This is a genomic window from Allobosea sp. 67-29 (assembly GCF_001898115.1).
Classification (GTDB): Bacteria; Pseudomonadota; Alphaproteobacteria; order Rhizobiales; family Beijerinckiaceae; genus Allobosea.
Map to the genome: position 1 here is coordinate 444921 of NZ_MKSQ01000026.1, position 18628 is coordinate 463548.

Annotated in this window: 15 protein-coding genes; 7 read left to right on the forward strand and 8 right to left on the reverse strand. The window is 68.8% G+C overall.

Translation table 11 applies throughout. The features are described 5' to 3' along the window. Positions 1-42 precede the first annotated feature (42 nt). Positions 43-2226 carry a primosomal protein N' gene (locus BGO20_RS21165; protein WP_291659440.1) on the reverse strand — a complete coding sequence of 728 codons (2184 nt, stop codon included), beginning with the start codon at positions 2224-2226 and terminating at the stop codon, positions 43-45. Positions 2227-2283: 57 nt separating this feature from the next. Between BGO20_RS21165 and BGO20_RS21170 the strand changes: the two genes are divergently transcribed. After that, positions 2284-3213, forward strand: a complete 930-nt coding sequence (locus tag BGO20_RS21170) for a tyrosine recombinase XerC (RefSeq protein ID WP_291659441.1) — start codon at positions 2284-2286, stop codon at positions 3211-3213. A 10-nt stretch (positions 3214-3223) separates the two neighbouring features. Here the strand turns inward: BGO20_RS21170 and BGO20_RS21175 are convergent, their stop codons facing one another. Further along, positions 3224-4024: an SDR family NAD(P)-dependent oxidoreductase gene (locus BGO20_RS21175; protein WP_291659442.1), complete on the reverse strand. Its 801-nt coding sequence runs from the start codon at positions 4022-4024 to the stop codon at positions 3224-3226. A gap of 190 nt (positions 4025-4214) precedes the next feature. On the opposite strand from BGO20_RS21175, the gene uxaC reads away from it, so the two are divergent. The 3 genes from uxaC (at position 4215) to BGO20_RS21190 (ending at position 8001) form a co-directional block, all read left to right on the forward strand. Then, positions 4215-5618 carry a glucuronate isomerase gene (uxaC, locus tag BGO20_RS21180; protein ID WP_291659443.1) on the forward strand — a complete coding sequence of 468 codons (1404 nt, stop codon included), beginning with the start codon at positions 4215-4217 and terminating at the stop codon, positions 5616-5618. Continuing rightward, positions 5615-7084: a mannitol dehydrogenase family protein gene (locus tag BGO20_RS21185; protein ID WP_291659444.1), complete on the forward strand. Its 1470-nt coding sequence runs from the start codon at positions 5615-5617 to the stop codon at positions 7082-7084. The genes uxaC and BGO20_RS21185 overlap by 4 nt, the downstream gene beginning before the upstream one ends. Before the next feature lie 86 nt (positions 7085-7170). Beyond that, on the forward strand, positions 7171-8001 hold the full coding sequence (locus BGO20_RS21190; protein WP_291659445.1) for a transporter substrate-binding domain-containing protein: 831 nt from the start codon (positions 7171-7173) through the stop codon (positions 7999-8001). A 3-nt stretch (positions 8002-8004) separates the two neighbouring features. On the opposite strand, the gene BGO20_RS21195 is transcribed toward BGO20_RS21190, so the two are convergent. Beyond that, a complete protein-coding gene (locus tag BGO20_RS21195; protein WP_291659446.1) occupies positions 8005-9156 on the reverse strand; it encodes an amidohydrolase in 1152 nt (383 codons plus the stop codon). A 214-nt stretch (positions 9157-9370) separates the two neighbouring features. Between BGO20_RS21195 and BGO20_RS21200 the strand changes: the two genes are divergently transcribed. Further along, positions 9371-11080: a lysine--tRNA ligase gene (locus tag BGO20_RS21200; RefSeq protein ID WP_291659447.1), complete on the forward strand. Its 1710-nt coding sequence runs from the start codon at positions 9371-9373 to the stop codon at positions 11078-11080. A gap of 5 nt (positions 11081-11085) precedes the next feature. Further along, on the forward strand, positions 11086-11766 hold the full coding sequence (locus BGO20_RS21205) for a nitroreductase (protein ID WP_291659448.1): 681 nt from the start codon (positions 11086-11088) through the stop codon (positions 11764-11766). A 90-nt stretch (positions 11767-11856) separates the two neighbouring features. Here the strand turns inward: BGO20_RS21205 and BGO20_RS21210 are convergent, their stop codons facing one another. Continuing rightward, a complete protein-coding gene (locus BGO20_RS21210; RefSeq protein ID WP_291659449.1) occupies positions 11857-12927 on the reverse strand; it encodes a DUF808 domain-containing protein in 1071 nt (356 codons plus the stop codon). Positions 12928-13116: 189 nt separating this feature from the next. Between BGO20_RS21210 and BGO20_RS21215 the strand changes: the two genes are divergently transcribed. Continuing rightward, positions 13117-13866: an enoyl-CoA hydratase-related protein gene (locus BGO20_RS21215; RefSeq protein ID WP_291659450.1), complete on the forward strand. Its 750-nt coding sequence runs from the start codon at positions 13117-13119 to the stop codon at positions 13864-13866. A gap of 11 nt (positions 13867-13877) precedes the next feature. Here BGO20_RS21215 and BGO20_RS21220 read toward each other — a convergent pair whose 3' ends face one another. From BGO20_RS21220 to BGO20_RS21235, 4 genes are all read right to left on the reverse strand, one after another. After that, positions 13878-15395 carry a tripartite tricarboxylate transporter permease gene (locus BGO20_RS21220; protein WP_291659451.1) on the reverse strand — a complete coding sequence of 506 codons (1518 nt, stop codon included), beginning with the start codon at positions 15393-15395 and terminating at the stop codon, positions 13878-13880. 10 nt (positions 15396-15405) lie between these two features. Beyond that, the gene (locus BGO20_RS21225; protein ID WP_291659452.1) at positions 15406-15876 is read right to left on the reverse strand and encodes a tripartite tricarboxylate transporter TctB family protein; all 471 of its coding nucleotides are present in this window, start codon (positions 15874-15876) and stop codon (positions 15406-15408) included. A 94-nt stretch (positions 15877-15970) separates the two neighbouring features. Continuing rightward, positions 15971-16972 (reverse strand): tripartite tricarboxylate transporter substrate binding protein, encoded by a 1002-nt coding sequence (locus tag BGO20_RS21230; RefSeq protein ID WP_291659453.1) that lies wholly within the window; start codon positions 16970-16972, stop codon positions 15971-15973. A 169-nt stretch (positions 16973-17141) separates the two neighbouring features. Further along, a complete protein-coding gene (locus tag BGO20_RS21235) occupies positions 17142-18545 on the reverse strand; it encodes a trypsin-like peptidase domain-containing protein (RefSeq protein WP_291659454.1) in 1404 nt (467 codons plus the stop codon). Between the last annotated feature and the right edge of the window lie 83 nt (positions 18546-18628).

The window sequence follows — 18628 nt, forward strand, 5'->3', positions numbered from 1 at the left end:
GAAGTGGCGATTTCGCCACGGCTTTCCGCAATTCGATGGAATCTAGAGGAAGCTTTGCGGATCGACGTCGACGGCGACCCTGACCGAGCCCTTGGCCTTGGGTCCGCGCTTCAACCAGCCCCGCAGATAGTCCTGCAGATTGACCTCGCGCGTCGTCCTGACGATCAGACGCATGCGATGGCGCCCGCGCAGCACCGCCAGCGGCGCTTCCGCCGGCCCGAGCACCACGATTCCGTCGCCCGCCTCCGCACAGCGCGCCAGCGCACGCGCATGCGCTTCAGCCTCCGATTGGCTGTTGGCCGAGACGATCAGCGCGGCGAGCCGGCCGAAGGGAGGCAGCCCCGCCGCCTCGCGCGAGGCCTCCTCTGCGGCATAAAACCGCTCCGGGTCTCCTGAGACCAACGCCTTCAGCACCGGATGCTCGGGATCATGCGTCTGAAGCAGGGCCCGGCCGGGCTTCTCGCCCCGTCCCGCGCGGCCGGTCACCTGGCGGAGCGCCTGGAAGGTCCGCTCGGCCGCGCGTGGATCGCCCGACGTGAGGCCGAGATCGGCATCGATCACCCCGACCAGCGTCATTCCCGGGAAATTATGGCCCTTGGCGACGAGCTGCGTGCCGATGACGATGTCAAACTCGCCCTCGGCCACCGCCATCAGTTCCTGCTTCAGCCTTTCGGTGCCTCCCGGAAAATCGCTGGAGAGCACGATCGCGCGCGCCTGTGGAAAAAGCGTCGCCACCTCCTCGGCCAGCCGCTCCACGCCCGGCCCGCACGCGATCAGGCTCTCGGGGGAATGGCATTGCGGGCACTCATGCGGCCGCCGCTCGACATGGCCGCAATGATGACAGATCAGCGCGCGCCGGAAGCGGTGGTCGACCAGCCATGCCGTGCAGTTCGGGCATTGGAAGCGGTGGCCGCAGTCCCGGCAAAGCGTCAGCGGTGCATAGCCGCGCCGGTTGAGGAAGAGCAGCGACTGCTCCTTGGCCTCGAGATTGACCTCGACCGCCTTGACCAGCGCGCCCGAGAGCCAGCGCCCGCGCTCCGGCTTGTCGCGGCGCAGGTCCACCAGCCCGAGCTTCGGCAACTCGCGCCCGCCGAAGCGCTCCGGCAGCTTCAGATGGGCGTAGCGCCCGCGCTCGGCATTGACGCGGGTTTCGAGCGAGGGTGTGGCGGAAGCGAGCACCACCGGCGCATTCTCGATGCGCCCCCGAACCACCGCCATGTCGCGCGCATGATAGGAGACGCCGTCCTCCTGCTTGTAGGCGCTCTCATGCTCCTCATCGACGACGATCAGGCCGAGATCCCTGTACGGCAGGAACAGGGCCGAGCGGGCGCCGGCCACGACCTTCGCCTCGCCAGTCGCGATCGCCGCCTGCAGGCGCTCGCGTCGGCGCCCGGTCACGGCCGAATGCCAGAGCCCCGGCCGCACGCCGAAGCGCGCCTCGAAGCGGTCGATGAACTGCGCGGTCAGCGCGATCTCCGGCATCAGGATCAGGCTCTGCCGGCCGAGCCTGATCGCCGCCGCCACCGCCTCGAAATAGACCTCGGTCTTGCCTGAACCGGTGACGCCTTCGAGCAGCGAAACGCCGAACGCCCTCGCCTGCACGGACGCGACCAGCGCCTGCGCGACCTCCGCTTGCCCTTCCGAAAGCTCCGGCACCGCATGGTCTGGATCGGGCACGGCCGCGATCGCCTCGCGCGGCATCGGCTCGACGATGAAGGTGCCGGCGTCGACCAGGGAATCGATCACCGCCGCGCTGACCGAGGCCGCCTCCGCCAGAGCCGATTTCGCGATCAGCAGCCCGCCCTCAGCCGCCGCAATGGCCCGCGCTCTCGCGGGGGTCATCCGTCCCGGCGGCGGGCCGGCAAGCCTGACGCCGAGCTTCGGACGTTCGGGCGTATCGTCCGGCTGCCTGCGCAGGGCCAGCGCCAGCACGGACCCTTTGGGCGCGAGCGTGTACCAGGCGACCCAGTCGACGAGCTTGCGCAGCGCCGGATCGAGCGGCGGCATGTCGTATTTGCCGGTGACCTTCTTGAGGTTGCCGCCGCGTCCGTTGCCCACGTCCCAGACCACGCCGACCGTCTCGCGCGGTCCGAGCGGCACCTGCACGACATCGCCTGGCTTGAGGACGAGCCCGGCCGGAACGGCGTAGCTGTAGGCCTGGTCGAGTCCGAGCGGGATCAGCACGTCCACCGTGCCGCCTGCGATCATGTCCGCGGTTTCGTCCATGCCGCGTGTCTAGCACCGATTCGGCTGGTGTTAAGGCAGGAGCGTCATGCTTCGCGCATGAACGATTTCGACTCCTTCCGGCGGGACTGGCTCGCGCATCTGGCAGCCGAGCGGCGCCTCTCGCCCAAGACGCTGGAGGCCTATGCACGCGATCTCGGCCAGTTCGGGGCCTTCCTGACCGAGCATCTCGGCGGTGCACCGACGCTCGCGGACATCGCCGGCCTGAAGCCGGTCGACCTGCGCGCCTTCCTCGGTCGGCGCCGTCGCGACGGCGTCGGCAACCGCACGCTGATGCGCCAGCTTGCGGCATTGCGCTCCTTCGCCCGCTTCGGCGAGCGCAGCGGCAAGCTCACCGCAGCCGCCTTCGCCGCGACGCGCGGACCGCGCCTCGGCAAGTCGCTGCCGCGCCCGCTCGAGCCGTCGGCCGCCCGTGCCATTACCCAGGCCGATACCCGCGCCGGCGAGGAGCGGGAGCAATGGATTCTTGCTCGCGACGCTGCCGTGCTCGGCCTGCTCTATGGCAGCGGCCTACGCATTTCGGAAGCGCTCTCGCTCGCCCGCGCCCAGGCGCCGCAAAGCGCCGGCGAGACGCTGACCGTGATCGGCAAGGGCAACAAGACCCGCATGGTCCCGGTGCTGCCCGTCGTGGTCGCGGCAATCGCGGAGTATCTCAAGCTCTGCCCCTGGCGCCTGCCGCCGGAAGGCCCGCTCTTCGTCGGCGCCAAGGGTGGGCCGCTCTCGCCCCGCATCATCCAGCTCGCGGTCGAGGGCCTGCGCGGCGCGCTTGGCCTGCCCTCCTCCGCCACGCCACATGCCCTGCGCCACTCCTTCGCGACCCATCTGCTCGGCCGCGGCGGCGACCTGCGCGCCATCCAGGAACTGCTCGGCCATGCCTCGCTCTCGACGACGCAGATCTATACCCGGATCGATTCAGCCCGGCTGATGGCCGCCTATGACGCGGCTCATCCGCGGGCGCGCACTGCCTGAATCCGGCTGTTCAATAATGGATTGCGCCGCGGATGCCGCCGCCACAGGCGATGGCATCGCCGTTGATCGCGACGCTGCGCGGCGAGGCCAGGAAGGCGACGATATCCGCGACCTCGGCCGCATCAACGAGCCGCCCGATGGTTACGTTGGAGGCCATGCCGGCCTCAACCTGGGCTTCGCTCTTGCCGCCGGCCGCCGCCCGCGCCGCGACGACCGCGGCGGTCTTCTCCGTCCGTGTCAGGCCGGGATGGACCACCGTGACGTTGATCCCCTGCGGGCCGAGCTCATCGGCGAGGTTCTTGCTGAGCGCAGCGACCGCGACGTTGCGCATCGAGCCGATGGTCGAGCCGGTGGAGCGCGCGGCAAGGCCGCTGATGTTGATGATCCGCCCCCAGCCCTGCGCCGCCATATAGGGCGCGGCCTCGCGTGCCATCCGCAGATAGCCCATCACCTTGACGTCGACATCGTCCCAGAACAACGCGTCGGTGATCGCGGCAAGCTTCGGCGGCGGCGCCTGCCCGCCCGGCTTGCCGGCCGCGTTCACCAGGATGTCGAGACCGCCGAGAACCTTGGCCGCCTGGGCGACCAATGCCTTGACGGAGTCGTCGAGCCGGGTATCGACGGCGTGGCCGATGACCCTGCGCCCGGTCTCGGCCGCGAGCGCGGAGGCCGCCTCGGCCAGCTCGGCGGCGTTGCGCGCGGCGATGACGACATCGACGCCTTCGAGCGCGAGCTGCCGGGCGATGGCGCGGCCGATGCCCTTGCTTCCGCCGGTTACCAGCGCGCGCTTGCCCTCGAGCTGCAGATCCATGCGGGGTCTCCTGTCGGCGTATTCAGATAGAGGGCGGGTACGTTGACAGCGATGGACCGGCTTTGCGCCGCGTGCAAGCGCCGGCAGCACCATGTGATCGCAGCACGCCTCTCTGGCGCACTAGTATACCAGGGAATTGACCCTCGCCTCGCGCAGTCCTAGAGATCGCTCACTCATTCGGGAGATGCCCATGCTGCTGCACGACGATCGCCTCTTTCCCGCCGATCCGGTGACCCGCGGCATCGCACGACGGCTCTTCGCCACGGTGCGCGACCTGCCGATCATCTCCCCGCACGGCCACACCGACCCGCGCTGGTATGCCGAGAACAATGCCTTTCCCGATCCCGCGACGCTTTTCGTCAAGCCAGATCACTACATCTTCCGCATGCTTTATTCGCAAGGCGTGCGGCTCGAGCAGCTCGGCATCCCGCGCAAAGACGGCGCTCCGGTCGAGACCGACCCGCGCAAGATCTGGCAGCTCTTCGCCAGCCACTGGCACCTCTTCCGCGGCACGCCGACGCGGCTGTGGTTCGAGCACGCGGCCTCGACGATCTTCGGCGTCAACGAGCGGCTGACCTCCGAGAACGCCGACCGGATCTACGACAAGATCGCCGCCAAGCTGGAAGAACCGGAGCTGCGCCCCCGCGCCCTGTTCGAGCGCTTCAACATCGAGGCGATCAGCACGACCGAAGGCGCGCTCGACGATCTCAAATGGCACGACATGGTCCGCGACTCCGGCTGGAGCGGCAAGGTCGTCACGGCCTATCGGCCCGACAGCGTCGTCGACCCGGAATTCGAGGGCTTTGCCGAGAATCTCGAAAAGCTCGGCGAACTGACCGGCGAAGATATCGGCTCCTGGACCGGCTATCTCGCGGCCCACCGCCAGCGGCGCGGCTATTTCAAGAAACGCGGCGCAACATCGTCCGACCATGGCCATGCCACGGCGCGCACCGCCAACCTCTCCGACGCCGATGCGGAAAAGCTCTACGCCAAGATCCTCAAGGGCAAGGTCTCGGCCAAGGATGCCGATCTGTTCCGCGGCCAGATGCTGACCGAGATGGCGAAGATGAGTCTCGACGACGGGCTCGTGCTGCAGATCCATCCCGGCTCCTGGCGCAATCACAACGCTGCGCTGTTCGAACAGTTTGGCCGCGACATGGGCTGCGACATCCCGACCGCGACCAACTATGTCGAGGCGCTGAAGCCCCTGCTCGACGCCGTCGGCAACGAGCCGAACCTCACCGTCATCGCGTTCACCCTGGACGAGACCAGCTATTCGCGCGAGCTCGCCCCGCTCGCCGGGCACTACCCGGCGCTGCGGCTCGGGCCGGGCTGGTGGTTCCTCGATGCGCCCGAAGCGATGCTGCGCTTCCGCGAGCTGACCACGGAGACGGCCGGCTTCTACAATACCGTCGGCTTCAACGACGACACCCGCGCCTATCTCTCGATCCCCGCCCGCCACGACGTCGCCCGGCGCGTCGACTGCGCCTATCTCGCCAAGCTCGTCGCCGAGCACCGGCTCGACGAGGACGAAGCGGCCGAGGTGGCGCACGACCTCGCCTACCGCCTCGCCAAGGAGGCCTATAAGCTGTGACCCGCCTCTGCGCCGCCACCCTCGCGAGCCTGCCGGCCACGGTTCGCCGCCCGGCCTATGATCGCTCGGCCCTCAAGCCAGGCATCGTCCATCTCGGCCTCGGCGCCTTCGCCCGCGGCCATCTCGCCGAATACACCGAGGATGCGCTTGAGCAGCGCTTTGGTGCCTGGGGCATCGTCGGCGCGAGCCTCCAGCGCCCCGACCAGCGCGACCGACTCCAGCCGCAGGACGGGCTCTACACCCTCCTGAAGCTTGCCCCCACCGGGCCGGAGCTGCGGGTCATCGGCTCGGTCCTGGACGTTCTGGTCGCACCGGAGAACCCTGCCGCCCTCATCGCCAGGCTGGCTTCTCCCGAGACGCGCATCGTCTCGCTCACCGTCACGGAGAAGGGCTATTGCCACGATCCGGCGACCGGGAAGCTCAAGGCCGGTCATCCCGACATCCTGCACGACCTCGAAAACCCGGACGCACCGCGTTCCGCTATCGGCATCCTGGTCGCGGGCCTGCGAGTCCGCCGGGCCGAAGGCCGCGCTGCGTTCACCGCACTCTGTTGCGACAACCTCCCCTCCAACGGCCATGTGCTGCGCGGCCTCGCCCGCGACTTCGCAGCGTTGACGGACGACAAGCTCGCAGCCTGGATCGAGACCGACGTCGCCTTCCCCGCCACCATGGTCGACCGCATCGTTCCCGCTACCACCGAGGCGGACATCGCCGAGGTCGCGAAGCTGATCGGCCAGGACGATGCCGCCCCGGTGATCGGCGAGCCCTTCCGGCAATGGGCGATCGAGGACGTCTTCGTGCAAGGCAGGCCCGAGTGGGATGAAGTCGGCGCGCAGATGGTCTCGGAGGTCGCACCCTTCGAGTTCATGAAGCTCAGGATGCTGAACGGCGCACATTCCTCGCTCGCCTATCTCGGCTATCTCGCCGGCCACGAGACGGTGGCCGAAGCGAGCGGCGACCCGGTCTTCGCCCGCTTCCTCCAGGGCCTCTGGGCCGAGATCATTCCGACCGTGCCAGCGCCGCAGGGCGTCGTGCTGGTGGATTACGCCAAGGCCCTGCTCTCCCGCTTCCAGAACCCGGCGATCCGTCACCGCACCTGGCAGATCGCCATGGACGGCTCGCAGAAGCTGCCGCAGCGCCTGCTCGGCACCATCCGCGAACGGCTGAAGGACGGCGCGCCCATCGACCACCTCGCGCTCGGCGTCGCCGCCTGGATGCGCTACGTCACCGGCACCGACGAGAAGGGCGGCGCCATCGATGTGCGTGACCCGCTTGCCGCCGAGCTGAAGCGCCGCGCCGAAGCCGCCGGCGGCAACGCCGAGGCGCTGAGCGCGAGCCTGCTCGGCATCGAGGCGATCTTCGGGGCCGACCTGCCGGGCGAGGAACGCTTCAGCAAGCCGCTCGCCGCGCATCTGGCTTCGCTGTTCGGCAAGGGTGCCAAGGCTACGGCGGCGAGCCTGGGCTGAGGGCGCGGCCATGCCGGGCTCCGGACGCTCGCGGCCCGGCATCACGCCCCTTGATCCTGCCTTTCATCCGGCGCCAGATGCGCGCGATGCTTCGCGCGCTTACCGCCTTCGCCTTCGTGATCCTTGCCGCCGCCAGCGCCGCGGCGCAGGAGGCGCCGCGCGTCGCCATCCCGAATTTCTGGGATCCGCGCATCCGGATCGATCGTCCCGAGCCCGGCCCGCCGCGGGTCGTGCGCTTTCTCACCGACGATAATTATCCGCCCTTCCATTTCGCCGGGCCGGACGGGGCGCTGACCGGCTTCTCGGTCGAGCTCGCCCGCGCCGTCTGCGAAAAGCTGGGCTGGACCTGCACCATCCAGCCGCGCCGCTTCGACACCTTGCTGGATTCGCTCGGCGAGGCCCGCGGCGACGTGCTCGCCGCGGCGATGAATCTCACCCCGGCGATCAGGGAGCGCTTCGCCGCCAGCCATCTCTATTTCCGCGCGCCGGCCCGCTTCGTCACGACACGCGGAAACACCCGGGCCGCGCTCGACGGCGAGAGCCTCCACGGACGGCGCGTGGCGGTCGTCTCCGGCACGGCGCACCAGGCCTTCCTCGACAAGCTGATGCCCTTCGTGCAGCGCCGGGAAACCAGCAACCTCAACGCCGCTGTCGCGGCATTGCGCAGCGGCGATGCCGAATACGTCTTCGGCGACGGCACCGCGCTCGCGCTGCTGATCGCGGCCAGCGGCGGCGAACTCGCCTTCTCCGGCGGCCCCTACCTCGAAAGCCGCTATTTCGGCGAGGGCGTCGCCTTCCTGCTGCGCAAGGACGATCCCGCCCTGAAGCGCGCCATCGACTACGCGCTGCAGGGCCTCTGGGATGACGGCAGCTACAGCCGCCTCTATCTGCGCTTCTTCCCGGTCAGCCCGTTCTGAGCATCAGGGCGCGTTGCTGGCCAGCGCCTGCTTCGCCACCGCGGCAAGCCAGCCGGAAGCTGCGGGCAGGATCGCGTCGTTGAAGTTGTAGCGGTCATTGTGCAGGTCGCCGCCGTCGACCGACGGGCCGTTGCCCATCCAGATGTAGCAGCCGGGGCGCTTCTCCAGGAAATAGGCGAAATCCTCGCCGGTCGTGCTGGCCTTCATGTCGCGCCGAACCTTAAGCCCCGCCGCCTCGCCGGCAGCGGCGGCCATCTCCTCCTCGGGAGCCGTGTTGACCGTGGCGGCGCCGTAGGTGAACTCGACCTCGGCCGTCATCTCGAAGGTCGCGGCGATATTCTCGGCGATGCCCTTGAGCCGCGCCAGGAGCCGGTCGCGCACGGCCGGCACGAAGGTGCGGAAGGTGCCTTCGATGAAGACATGGGTCGGGATCTGGTTGGAGGCGAGCCCGCCATGGACCTGCCCGATCGAGACTACCGCCGACTCCATCGGGTCGACATTGCGCGAGACGATCGTCTGCAGCGCGACGATCAGATGCCCCATCGCCACGATCGGATCATGGGTCTGCTCGGGCAGGGCGGCATGGCCGGCCTTGCCGGTCAGCGTAACCTTGAAGCGCCCGGGCTCCGACATGACCGGCCCGCGATGCACCGCGACCGTGCCGGCCTCCAGCCCCGGCCAGTTATGCAGCGCGAACACGCGCTCCATCGGGAAGCGCTCCAGCACGCCGTCGGCCAGCATCGCGAGCGCGCCGCCGGTTCCCTCCTCCGCCGGCTGGAAGACGAACTGCACCGTGCCGCTCCAGCCCTCGTCGGCCTTGAGCAGCGCGGCCGCGCCGAGCAGCGACGTGGTGTGCCCGTCATGGCCGCAGGCATGCATCACATTGGGCGTCTTCGACTTGTAGGGCAGGTCGTTGACTTCCTGGATCGGCAGCGCGTCCATGTCGGCCCGCAATCCCACGGTGCGCTCGGACGAGCCGCGCTTGAGCGTCGCCACCACGCCATAGCCGCCGACATTGGCCGTGAAGGGAATGCCGAGCTCGGTCAGCTTCTCCTGCACGAAAGCGCTCGTCATCTTCTCCTGGCGTCCGAGTTCCGGGTGAGCATGGAGGTGTCGTCGCCAGGCGGTCAGCTTGTCGAGCAGGTCGCGGTCCAAGGCGGCAGTCCTTTCGAGGCAACATCGCGTTTGAAAAAGCGCGCAGAGCCTATACGGCGCGGACGCGCCGGCAAGGCGTTCCCGCGGGGGCCTCACCCCCGCTTGCCGCATTCCTGCCGCAACCGCGCATTGACGGCGCCCTTCGCAATCTGCGAAAGCCGGTTCTTCGCATAAGCGATATCTCTTATCCTTTCAGGAGAGGACGCCAGCCGCCATGCCCGCCTTCGACGCAGCCCTCGTTGACGCCGCCCAGCGTTCGGCCGCCTGGCCGTTCGAGGAGGCGCGCAAACTGGTGGCTCGCATCGAGAAATCGGGCAAGAAGACGGTGATCTTCGAGACGGGCTACGGCCCTTCCGGCCTGCCGCATCTGGGCACGTTCGGCGAGGTCGCGCGCACCTCGATGGTCCGCCACGCCTTCCAGGTGCTGACCGGCAATACGATACCGACCCGGCTGATCGCCTTCTCGGACGACATGGACGGCCTGCGCAAGGTGCCGGACAACGTGCCGAACAAGGAGCTGCTCGCCGCCAATCTCGGCAAGCCGCTGACGGAGGTTCCGGACCCATTCGGCACGCATGACTCGTTCGGCCGACACAACAACGCCCGCCTGCGCGCCTTCCTCGACAGTTTCGGCTTCGACTACGAGTTCAGATCCTCGACCGACGCCTATCGGGCCGGCGAGTTCGACGCGACGCTGCTGAAGATGCTCGCCCGCTACGACGCGGTGATGAAGATCATGTTGCCGACGCTGCGCGAGGAGCGGGCTGCGACCTATTCGCCCTTCCTGCCGATCCATCCGAAGACGCGCATCGTCATGCAGGTGCCGATCGACGAGGTCGATGTCGAGGCCGGCACCATTGCCTGGACCGACCCGCAGACGCAGGAGCGCTTCGTCACCCCCGTCACCGGCGGCCACGTCAAGCTGCAGTGGAAGCCGGACTGGGCGATGCGCTGGGTCGCGCTCGGCGTCGATTACGAGATGGCCGGCAAGGACCTGATCGACTCGGTCAAGGTCTCCTCGCAGATCGCCCGCGCGCTCGACGCCGCGCCGCCGGAAGGCTTCAACTACGAGCTTTTCCTGGACGAGCAGGGCCAGAAGATCTCGAAGTCGAAGGGCAACGGCCTGACCATCGAGGAATGGCTGACCTACGGCCCGCCGGAGAGCCTGGCGCTCTACATGTTCCAGCGCCCGCGCGAGGCGAAGAAGCTGCATTTCGACGTCATCCCGCGTGCGATCGACGAATATCTCCAGTTTCTCAACGGCTATGAGCGGCAGGACTGGAAGAACCGGCTCGGAAACCCGGTCTGGCACATCCACGCCGGCAATCCGCCCGCGCCCGAGGTGATCGCCTCCGGCGAAGGCGACAACGCGGTCCGCACGCAGGTCACCTTCGGCCTGCTGATGAACCTGGTGGCGGTGGCGAACTCCGAGGACAAGGCCGTGCTCTGGGGCTTCCTCCAGCGCTATGCGCCCGGCATGTCGCCGGAAACCCATCCGCGCCTCGACGCCCTGGTCGGCTATGCGATCGCCTATTTCCGCGACTTCGTGAAGCCGGCCAAGAGCTACCGCCCGGCCGACGAGGTTGAGCGCGACGCCTTCATCAAGCTCGACGCCGCGCTGGCCGCCCTGCCGGCCGATCCGACGCCCGAGATGGTGCAGGACACCGCGCTCGATGTCGCCCGCGCCATCCCGCGCTACCAGAACCTCACCGCCAAGAACGCGACGCCCGAGCGCCCCGGCGTCTCCGGCGACTGGTGGAAGGCGATCTACCAGGTGATGTTCGGCGAGGATCAGGGCCCGCGCTTCGGCTCCTTCGCCGCGATCTACGGGCTGCCCAACACGCGCGCCCTGATCACCAAGGCGCTGGCCGGCGATCTGGTGAAGGACCACGCCGCCTTCCTCGCCGACCGCAAGGTCGGATAGCCGGGATGACCGGAGCCGAGGCGGTCGAGCAGGCAATCCTGAAGCGCCGCGCCGTCCGGGCCTTCCTGCCCGATCCGGTCGACCCCACCCTGGTCCGCCGCCTGATCGAGCTGGCGGCGCGGGCACCCTCCGGCACCAACATGCAGCCCTGGAAGCTCAGGGTGGTCGGCCCGCAGACGCGGGCGCGGCTCGAGACGGCACTCATCGCCGCGCTCGAAGCCGGTGAACGGCCCGGTGCCGAGGAATACCGTTACTATCCCGAGCGCTTCCGCGAGCCCTATCTCTCGCGCCGCCGCAAGGTCGGCTGGGATCTCTACGGCCTGCTCGGGGTGGCAAAGGGCGACACCGCGGGCATGCTGCGCCAGACTGCCGCCAACCTTCGCTTCTTCGATGCGCCGGTCGCTTTGATGCTGACGATCGACCGCGACCTGGAGATCGGCTCCTGGCTCGACCTCGGCATGTTCATCGAGAACCTGCTGATCGCCGCGCAGGGCCACGGGCTCGATTCCTGTCCGCAGGCGATCTTTGCGCAGTTCCATCCGATCGTGCGGCGCGAGCTCGCAATCCCCGAGGATGAGATCGTGGTCTGCGGCATCGCCATCGGTAAGGCCGATCCCGACGCGCCCGCCAACCGCCTCGTACCCGAACGCGAGCCGATCGAGCGCTTCACGACCTGGCTTGACTGAGAGACGTCCGGTGCTGGCTCGCGCCCGGAGTTCACCGGTCGAACGCTGCTTTACGGCGTGGACGCGCGCCGCGAGGGCGAGCATCGCGGCCTAGGAGCCGCGCCCGCCATCGGACACGGACTTGCCGCCAGCCTTACGGAACAGCCTGATCGCCGGCCCGAGCAGCCAGCGCATCGCGGCGATGGCAAGCCCGCCGACAACCACGCCGAATGCCGCCGCCAGCACCGCGCCGGCGAGCCATTCGCCGGCGCCCGCCACAGCAGCTGGCAGGGCCTGCCCTGCCGCGAAGGCGAGGCCATGGATGCCATGGCCAAGACCGGCGAGACCATACCCCTCCAGCCCGTGGATGATGATGCCGCCACCGACCCAGAGCATCGCGGCCGTGCCGACCGCGCCGAGCAGGTTCAGCGCGTGCGGCATGGCGAGGACGAGACCGCGCCCGAGCGGCCGCGTCAGCCGCGACAGCGCACGGTCCAGCGGCCCGGCCTCGCCCGGCTTCAGCCGTCTGAAGCCGAGCAGGCTGGCCGCCGGGCGTGAGTTGGCGGCCAGCGCCACGCCGGCATCGTCCGCCTTCACGATCAGCGCGACGACCCCGTAGACCGCGACGGTGATGCCGACGCCGACGATGGCGAGCACCGCCGCCTTCATCCAGAAGGTCTGGTCGGAGACGCCCGCCAGGGTGATCGCCATGATCTCGGCCGAGAGGATGAAATCCGTCTTGATCGCGCCGGCGATCTTCTGTTGCTCGAGCGCCGTCGGATCGCCTGCCGCCTCGCCCGCTCCGGACGAGCCGCCGGCCGGATGCGGCAGCGCAGGCTCGAGGAGCTTCTCCGCTCCCTCGAAGCAGAGAAAGACGCCTCCCGCCATCAGCAGCGGCGTGATCGCCCAGGGTGCGACCAACGCGAGAACCAGCGCCCCGGGCAGCAGGAAGACAAGCTTGTTGCGCAGTGAGCCGAGTGCGATCCGCCAGATGATCGGCAGTTCGCGCGCCGCCGCGAAGCCGACCGCGTAGCGCGGTGTCACCGCAGCATCGTCGATCACGACCCCAGCCGCCTTGGCTCCAGCCTTCCCGGCCTGCGCCACGACGTCGTCGACGGAGGAGGCAGCGACCTTGGCGATGCCGGCGACATCGTCGAGCAGAGCGAACAGACCCGATGCCACGCCATCCTCCGTGCTTGCGTCCCCGGCAGGATAGGGGCTCGCACACGCAGCGCAAACGGGCTCGTCCACCTGCCGTGGCCATGACGGCATGCCCTTCCGCAATCGCGGACTGACGAAAGGCGCAGGCCGCCTCGCTTGCCCGCCGCGACATCGCGTGCCATCCCGGCTGGAGACGGGAGGCAATCCGAGATGAACGGAAGCGTGCTGAGCGAGATCGTGGCGGCGGGCGTCGCGCAGATCACCATGAACCGGCCCGAGCGCAGGAACGCGCTCGACCGCGCGAGCTATGCCGGGCTGATCGAGGCGATCACCGCCGCCGAGGCCGACGAGAGCATCCGCGCCGTGCTGCTGACCGGCGCCGGCAACTGCTTCACCAGCGGCAACGACATCAAGGATTTCGCGGCCGCCGCCGCGGCCGGGGAAGGCCCGCGCGTCGCCATCGACTTCCTGAACGCCATCGCCACGGCCCGCAAGCCGATCGTCGCCGCCGTCGAAGGCTTCGCCGTCGGTATCGGCACCACGATGCTGCTGCATTGCGACCTGGCCTTCGCCGGCGCGACCGCGAGCTTTCGCCTGCCCTTCGTCACGCTCGGTCTCTCGCCCGAAGGCGGTTCGAGCTATCTCCTGCCGCTGGTCGCCGGCGGCAAGAAGGCAGCGGAGCTGCTGATGCTGGGCGAGGCCTTCGACGCCGCAACCGCCACCGAGGCCGGCCTTCTCAACGCCGTCGTGTCGGAAGGCACCGCGCTGGAGCATGGGCTCGCCCGGGCAAAGGCGCTTGCGGCCCTGCCGCCGCAATCGGTCGCCCTGACCAAGATGCTGCTGAAGCGCGGCACCGCCGAGGCGGTAGCCGAGACCATCGCCATCGAGGCCGACCATTTCGGCCAGCGCCTGCGCTCGACCGAGGCCATGGCGGCCTTCGCGGCCTTCCTGAAGAAGTAGCGCGTGCCGCCTCAGGGCGGCGCCACCTCTCCCTCCGGAATCACCTGGGCGCGCCGGCCGAATGGCAGGATCCGCCAGAGCATGAAGCCCCAGATCACCAGCGTGCAGACCCCCAGCACGCCGGCGATCGGCCGCTCGAAGAACACCAGGAACGAGCCGTCCGCCTTGATCATCGAGGTCATGAAGTTCTGCTCGAGCATCTCGCCGAGCACCAGGCCGAGGATCAGCGGAGCGACCGGGATGCCGTGCTCCTCGAGCAGCCAGCCGAACACGCCCATCACCACCATCAGCACCACGCCGTAGAGCGAGTTGGTCATGGCGAAGGAGCCGACCATGCAGAAGATCAGGATGACCGGCAGCAGGATGTTGCGCGGCACCCGCAGAATCTGCTTGGCCGATTTGATCGCCGCCCAGCCGAGCGGGAACATCACGATATTGGCGAGGATGAAGATGATGAAGACGGCGTAGATCAGCTCCGGCGTCTGCAGGAAGACGCTCGGCCCCGGGTTCATGCCCTTCATGTAGAGCACGCCGATGACGATCGCCGTGATCGAATCGCCAGGGATGCCGAAGACCAGCGCCGGGATCCAGGCGCCGCCCAACGCGGCGTTGTTGGCCGAAGTCGAATCGACGATGCCCTCGATATGGCCGGTGCCGAACTTCTCCGGCTCCTTCGAGAGCTTTTTGGAGACGGCATAGGAGACCCAGGCCGCGATGTCCGCGCCGGCACCCGGCAAGGCGCCGATGACGGTGCCCAGGATGGAGCCGCGGAAGAAGTTCTTCCAGTACTTGCGCCAGACCCCGCCGATGCCGGACAGGAGATTGCCGACATGCTGCTGCACCATGGTCAGCCCCTTGTCGAGGGTGACCGCCCCGCGCAGCAGTTCCGAGACGGCGAACATGCCGATCAGCGTCGGAATGAAGTTGATGCCCGAGAGCAGATCGACATTGCCGAAGGTGAAGCGCGCCTGCCCGGCCGCCGGGTCGATGCCGATGCAGCCGATGGCGAGGCCAACGAACAAGGACAGCAGCCCCTTCACCGGATCGCCCGTGCCGATGAAGACGGCGCAGGTGAGGCCGAGGCAGGCCAGCCAGAAATATTCGAAGGACGAGAAGTTGATCGCCACTTCCGCCAGCACGGGCGCGAGCAGGATCAGCACCACCACCCCGAAGATGCCGCCGAGCACCGAGAAGACCAGGTTGGTGCCCATGCACAGGTCGAGCTGGCCCTTCTTGGTCATCTCGTAGCTTTCGTCGGCATAGGCAGCCGAAGCGGGCGTGCCCGGCATGCGCAGCATCGCCGCCGGGATGTCGCCGGCGAAGATCGCCATCGCGGTCGCGGTGACGATGGCGCCGAGCGCCGGCACCGGGGCCATGAAGAAGGTCACCGGCACCAGCAGCGCCGTAGCCATCGTGGCCGTCAGGCCCGGCATCGCACCGACGAACATGCCGAACATGGCGGAGGCGAGGATGACGCCGAGAACCTGGAAGTCGAAGACGAGCCTGAAGGCGGTTTCGATCGCATGCATGGCAACCTCCTCAGAGCACGCTATCGAGGATGCCGCGCGGCAGGGGCACGAGCATCATGCTGCTGAAGAACCAGTGCACCAGCGCGGTCATCCCGACCGCGACCACGAGCGCGGTGACGGGCCTGACCCCGAACCAGAGGAACAGCACGATCTGGATCAGGAAGGCGCAGGGAATGAAGCCGAGCGGCTCCGAGGCGAAGAGATAGAACAGCATCGCCGCCAGCATCAGCGCGAAGGAGGCGACCTTGCGCGGCTCGCGCACCCAGTCTGCCATCACCAGCCAGGGCGCGGCCACCGCGGCCCGCCGGTCGCGCAGGATCAGGACCAGCGAGCAGAAGATGATGCCGGCGCCGAGGATGCGGGGAAACAGGCTCGGCCCGTAATCCTGCCCGGGGAATGCCGGGAACGAGAATGTCATGGCGATCATGGCCGCGGCCAGCGCGATGAACGCGACGCCGACGACGGTATCGTTGAAACGCATCGATTCGACCTTCAGGTGAGATCCGCCGCGCCGGCGCGCGGCCTTCGCGAGATGGCGGCGCGCATTCGCCCGCGCGCCGCCGGATATCGGTGTCTCAGCTTGCCTTCTTGGCGAGCCCCGCGGCCGCCATGGCCGTGCCCATCGCCTTGTCGCCATCGGCCATGAACTTGGCGAATCCGGCCTGGTCGGCAAAGGTCATGCCGAAGCCGCGTGCGTTCATGAAGTCCTTGAACTCCTTGGCGTCGTAGGCCTTCTTGAGTTCCTCGACGAGGATTTTCTGGACGTTCTCCGGCAGGCCCTTCGGTCCGCCGATGCCGCGCCAGGCGCCGACCGAATAGTTGATGCCGAGCGTTTCGTTGAGCGTCGGCACGTCCTTGAACTGCGGATTGCGCTCCTTGGCCATGATCGCCAGCGAGCGCGCCTTGCCGGCATCCAGCATGGCACGGGCCTCGGGCACCGAGCAGGTGACGATGTCGATGCCGCCGGCCGCGAGGTCCTGCATCGCCGGTGCGGCGCCGTTGGACGGGGCCCAGGCGACATGGTCGGGCTTGAGGCCCATCGCCATCAGCCAGCCGATCAGCGCCAGGTGCCAGATGCCGCCCTGCCCGGTACCGGAAGCCTTCATCTTGCCGGCAGGCGCCGCCTTGATCGCGTCCGCCAGGGCCTTGATGTCCTTGTAAGGGCTCGAGGCGCTGACCTGCACGCCCGGCGGGTCTTCGTTCATCAGGGCGAGCGGGGTGTAGCTCGCCGGCGTCAGCTCGGTGAGGCCCATATGGTGCATCATGCTGATCTCGACCGTCAGCATGCCGATCGTGTAGCCGTCAGGCGCGGCGGTCGCGATGGCGGAATGACCGACGACGCCGGAGCCGCCGGTGCGGTTCACCACGTTGACCGGCTGGCCGAGGCTCTTCTCCAGCATCGCGGCGACGATGCGCGCGGTCGCGTCCGTCCCGCCGCCGGCGCCCCAGGGGCAGATCATGGTGATCGGGCGCGCAGGCCATTTCGGCTGGGCTATCGCCGGCGCGGCGATGATACCCGCGGCACTCGCCGCGACCGCGCCTTTGAGGACGCCACGCCTGTCAATGGTCTTGCTCATAATTCCGGTTCCTCCGCTAAATCGATTTAGTGCTCGGGCGCTCCTCGTCCACGACGGGGCGCCCTTCAAGTGGCCCGCTATCTGAGCCGATCGGACGGCGCGTGACAACCGCTGATTTCAGCCGGGGCGCGTGTCCTGCCGCAGGGGTAGGCTCCGCTCCAAGGCACGGCTAGATCGCGCAGACCAGGGGCAGGACGGCGGCAGAGACCTTCTCGACGACGGCCCCCGTGCTCATCTCGGGCGAGGAAACGCCGGCCGGCAAGGCAAGTCCGGACCGGGAGAGGATCTCCCGGATCACAGCCGGGCCCGCCATGAGATGGGCGCGCTGCGGCGCGACCCCGGCGACGAGCTGCTTGTCCGACGGATTGGCCGTCACCAGCCCGACGAGGCGGCCCTGACGATCGAAGGCGGGGCTTCCGGCCTGGCCAGGCTGCAGCGGCGCGGTGACCATGGCGCCGGAACCGGCGCGGGTCAGCTGCCCGGGCAGGGCGACGGCGGCGCGTTTTCCGGCATCGTCCGCGTAAGCGACGAGCACGAGCGCCTCGCCGGCACCGATCGCCTCTCCCGCCAGCGCCGGCGGCGTGGCGGTCCCGGTCCCGTCGAGATCGATGAGCACCAGCCCGCTCTCGTCCCGGGCTCGCGGCCTGGCGGTGCGATTGCCCGCCCGCAGGCTGCGGCAGCCCTCCACCGCCACAGCCGCGGTAAGCGCGACCTTGTCGGACAGCATGACGGCGACGCCGTAGCGCTCGTTGACGCGCGCTGCCGGTGGCGCTGCGGGAGCCGATCCGGCGCTGGCCGGTGGCGCTGCGGCCGAGGGAGCCGGCCCCGTGGGGAACGGCTCGAAGCTCGCGGCGATGGCGATGACAAGCTTGTCGACGCTCGGCGCCAGCGCCTTGTCGTAACCGACGGAGAAGCCGCGCACGCCCTGGGGCCCGGCCGCGAGCCGGCGGTAGAAGCGACCGGTCGGCGTTTCGCCGGTGACGACGAAGAAGTCCGGCCGCAGGAGCTTGTAGGTGATCTTGCGCGGGCTTCTCGGATTGACCGCAGTCGCCTTCTCGAACAGGGCCGCGAGGTCCTCGCCGGGAGGCGAGGCGGAGGTGTCGAGCGTGACCTTCTCGTCCGCGCTCTGCCAGCGGCTGCCGGAGGAACTCACGTCGCGCCTGGGCAGCAGCTTCGACGGAATGCCGATGCGCACTCCCGTCCGCTCGTCCTCGACCAGCCGGAAACCGGATGCGTCGCGCGCCGCCTGCGCCGCCCTGGCGAGGGCAGCGCGGTCCGCCGGCGCCAGGATGCCGTCTGCCGGCCCGCGCCCGCCCTTCAGCGCATTGATCGCCTTGAAGGTCAGCGGGCCGAAGGAGCCGCTGACAGCGCCGTTGAACTGGCCTGCCCAGATCAGATCGGCCTGGATCGCCTTGCGCTCGGCCTCCGGCAGCGCCTCGAAGCGCGCCTGCGCCGCTGCCATCAGCGGGTTGGGAGCTTGTGCCCGCGCGCTCCCCGGCAGCGCCGCCAGCAGCATCAGCCCGAGCACAGCGGCACCGGCAAGCCTGGTTTGCGGTCGGCGGGTAGGCACCATGGTCTCGTCCTCTGAACGGGCGCAACAGCGCCATTGAGCGTCAGAATGCGCCGCGCCGCAACCGCAGCCCGGCGGCAGAAAGC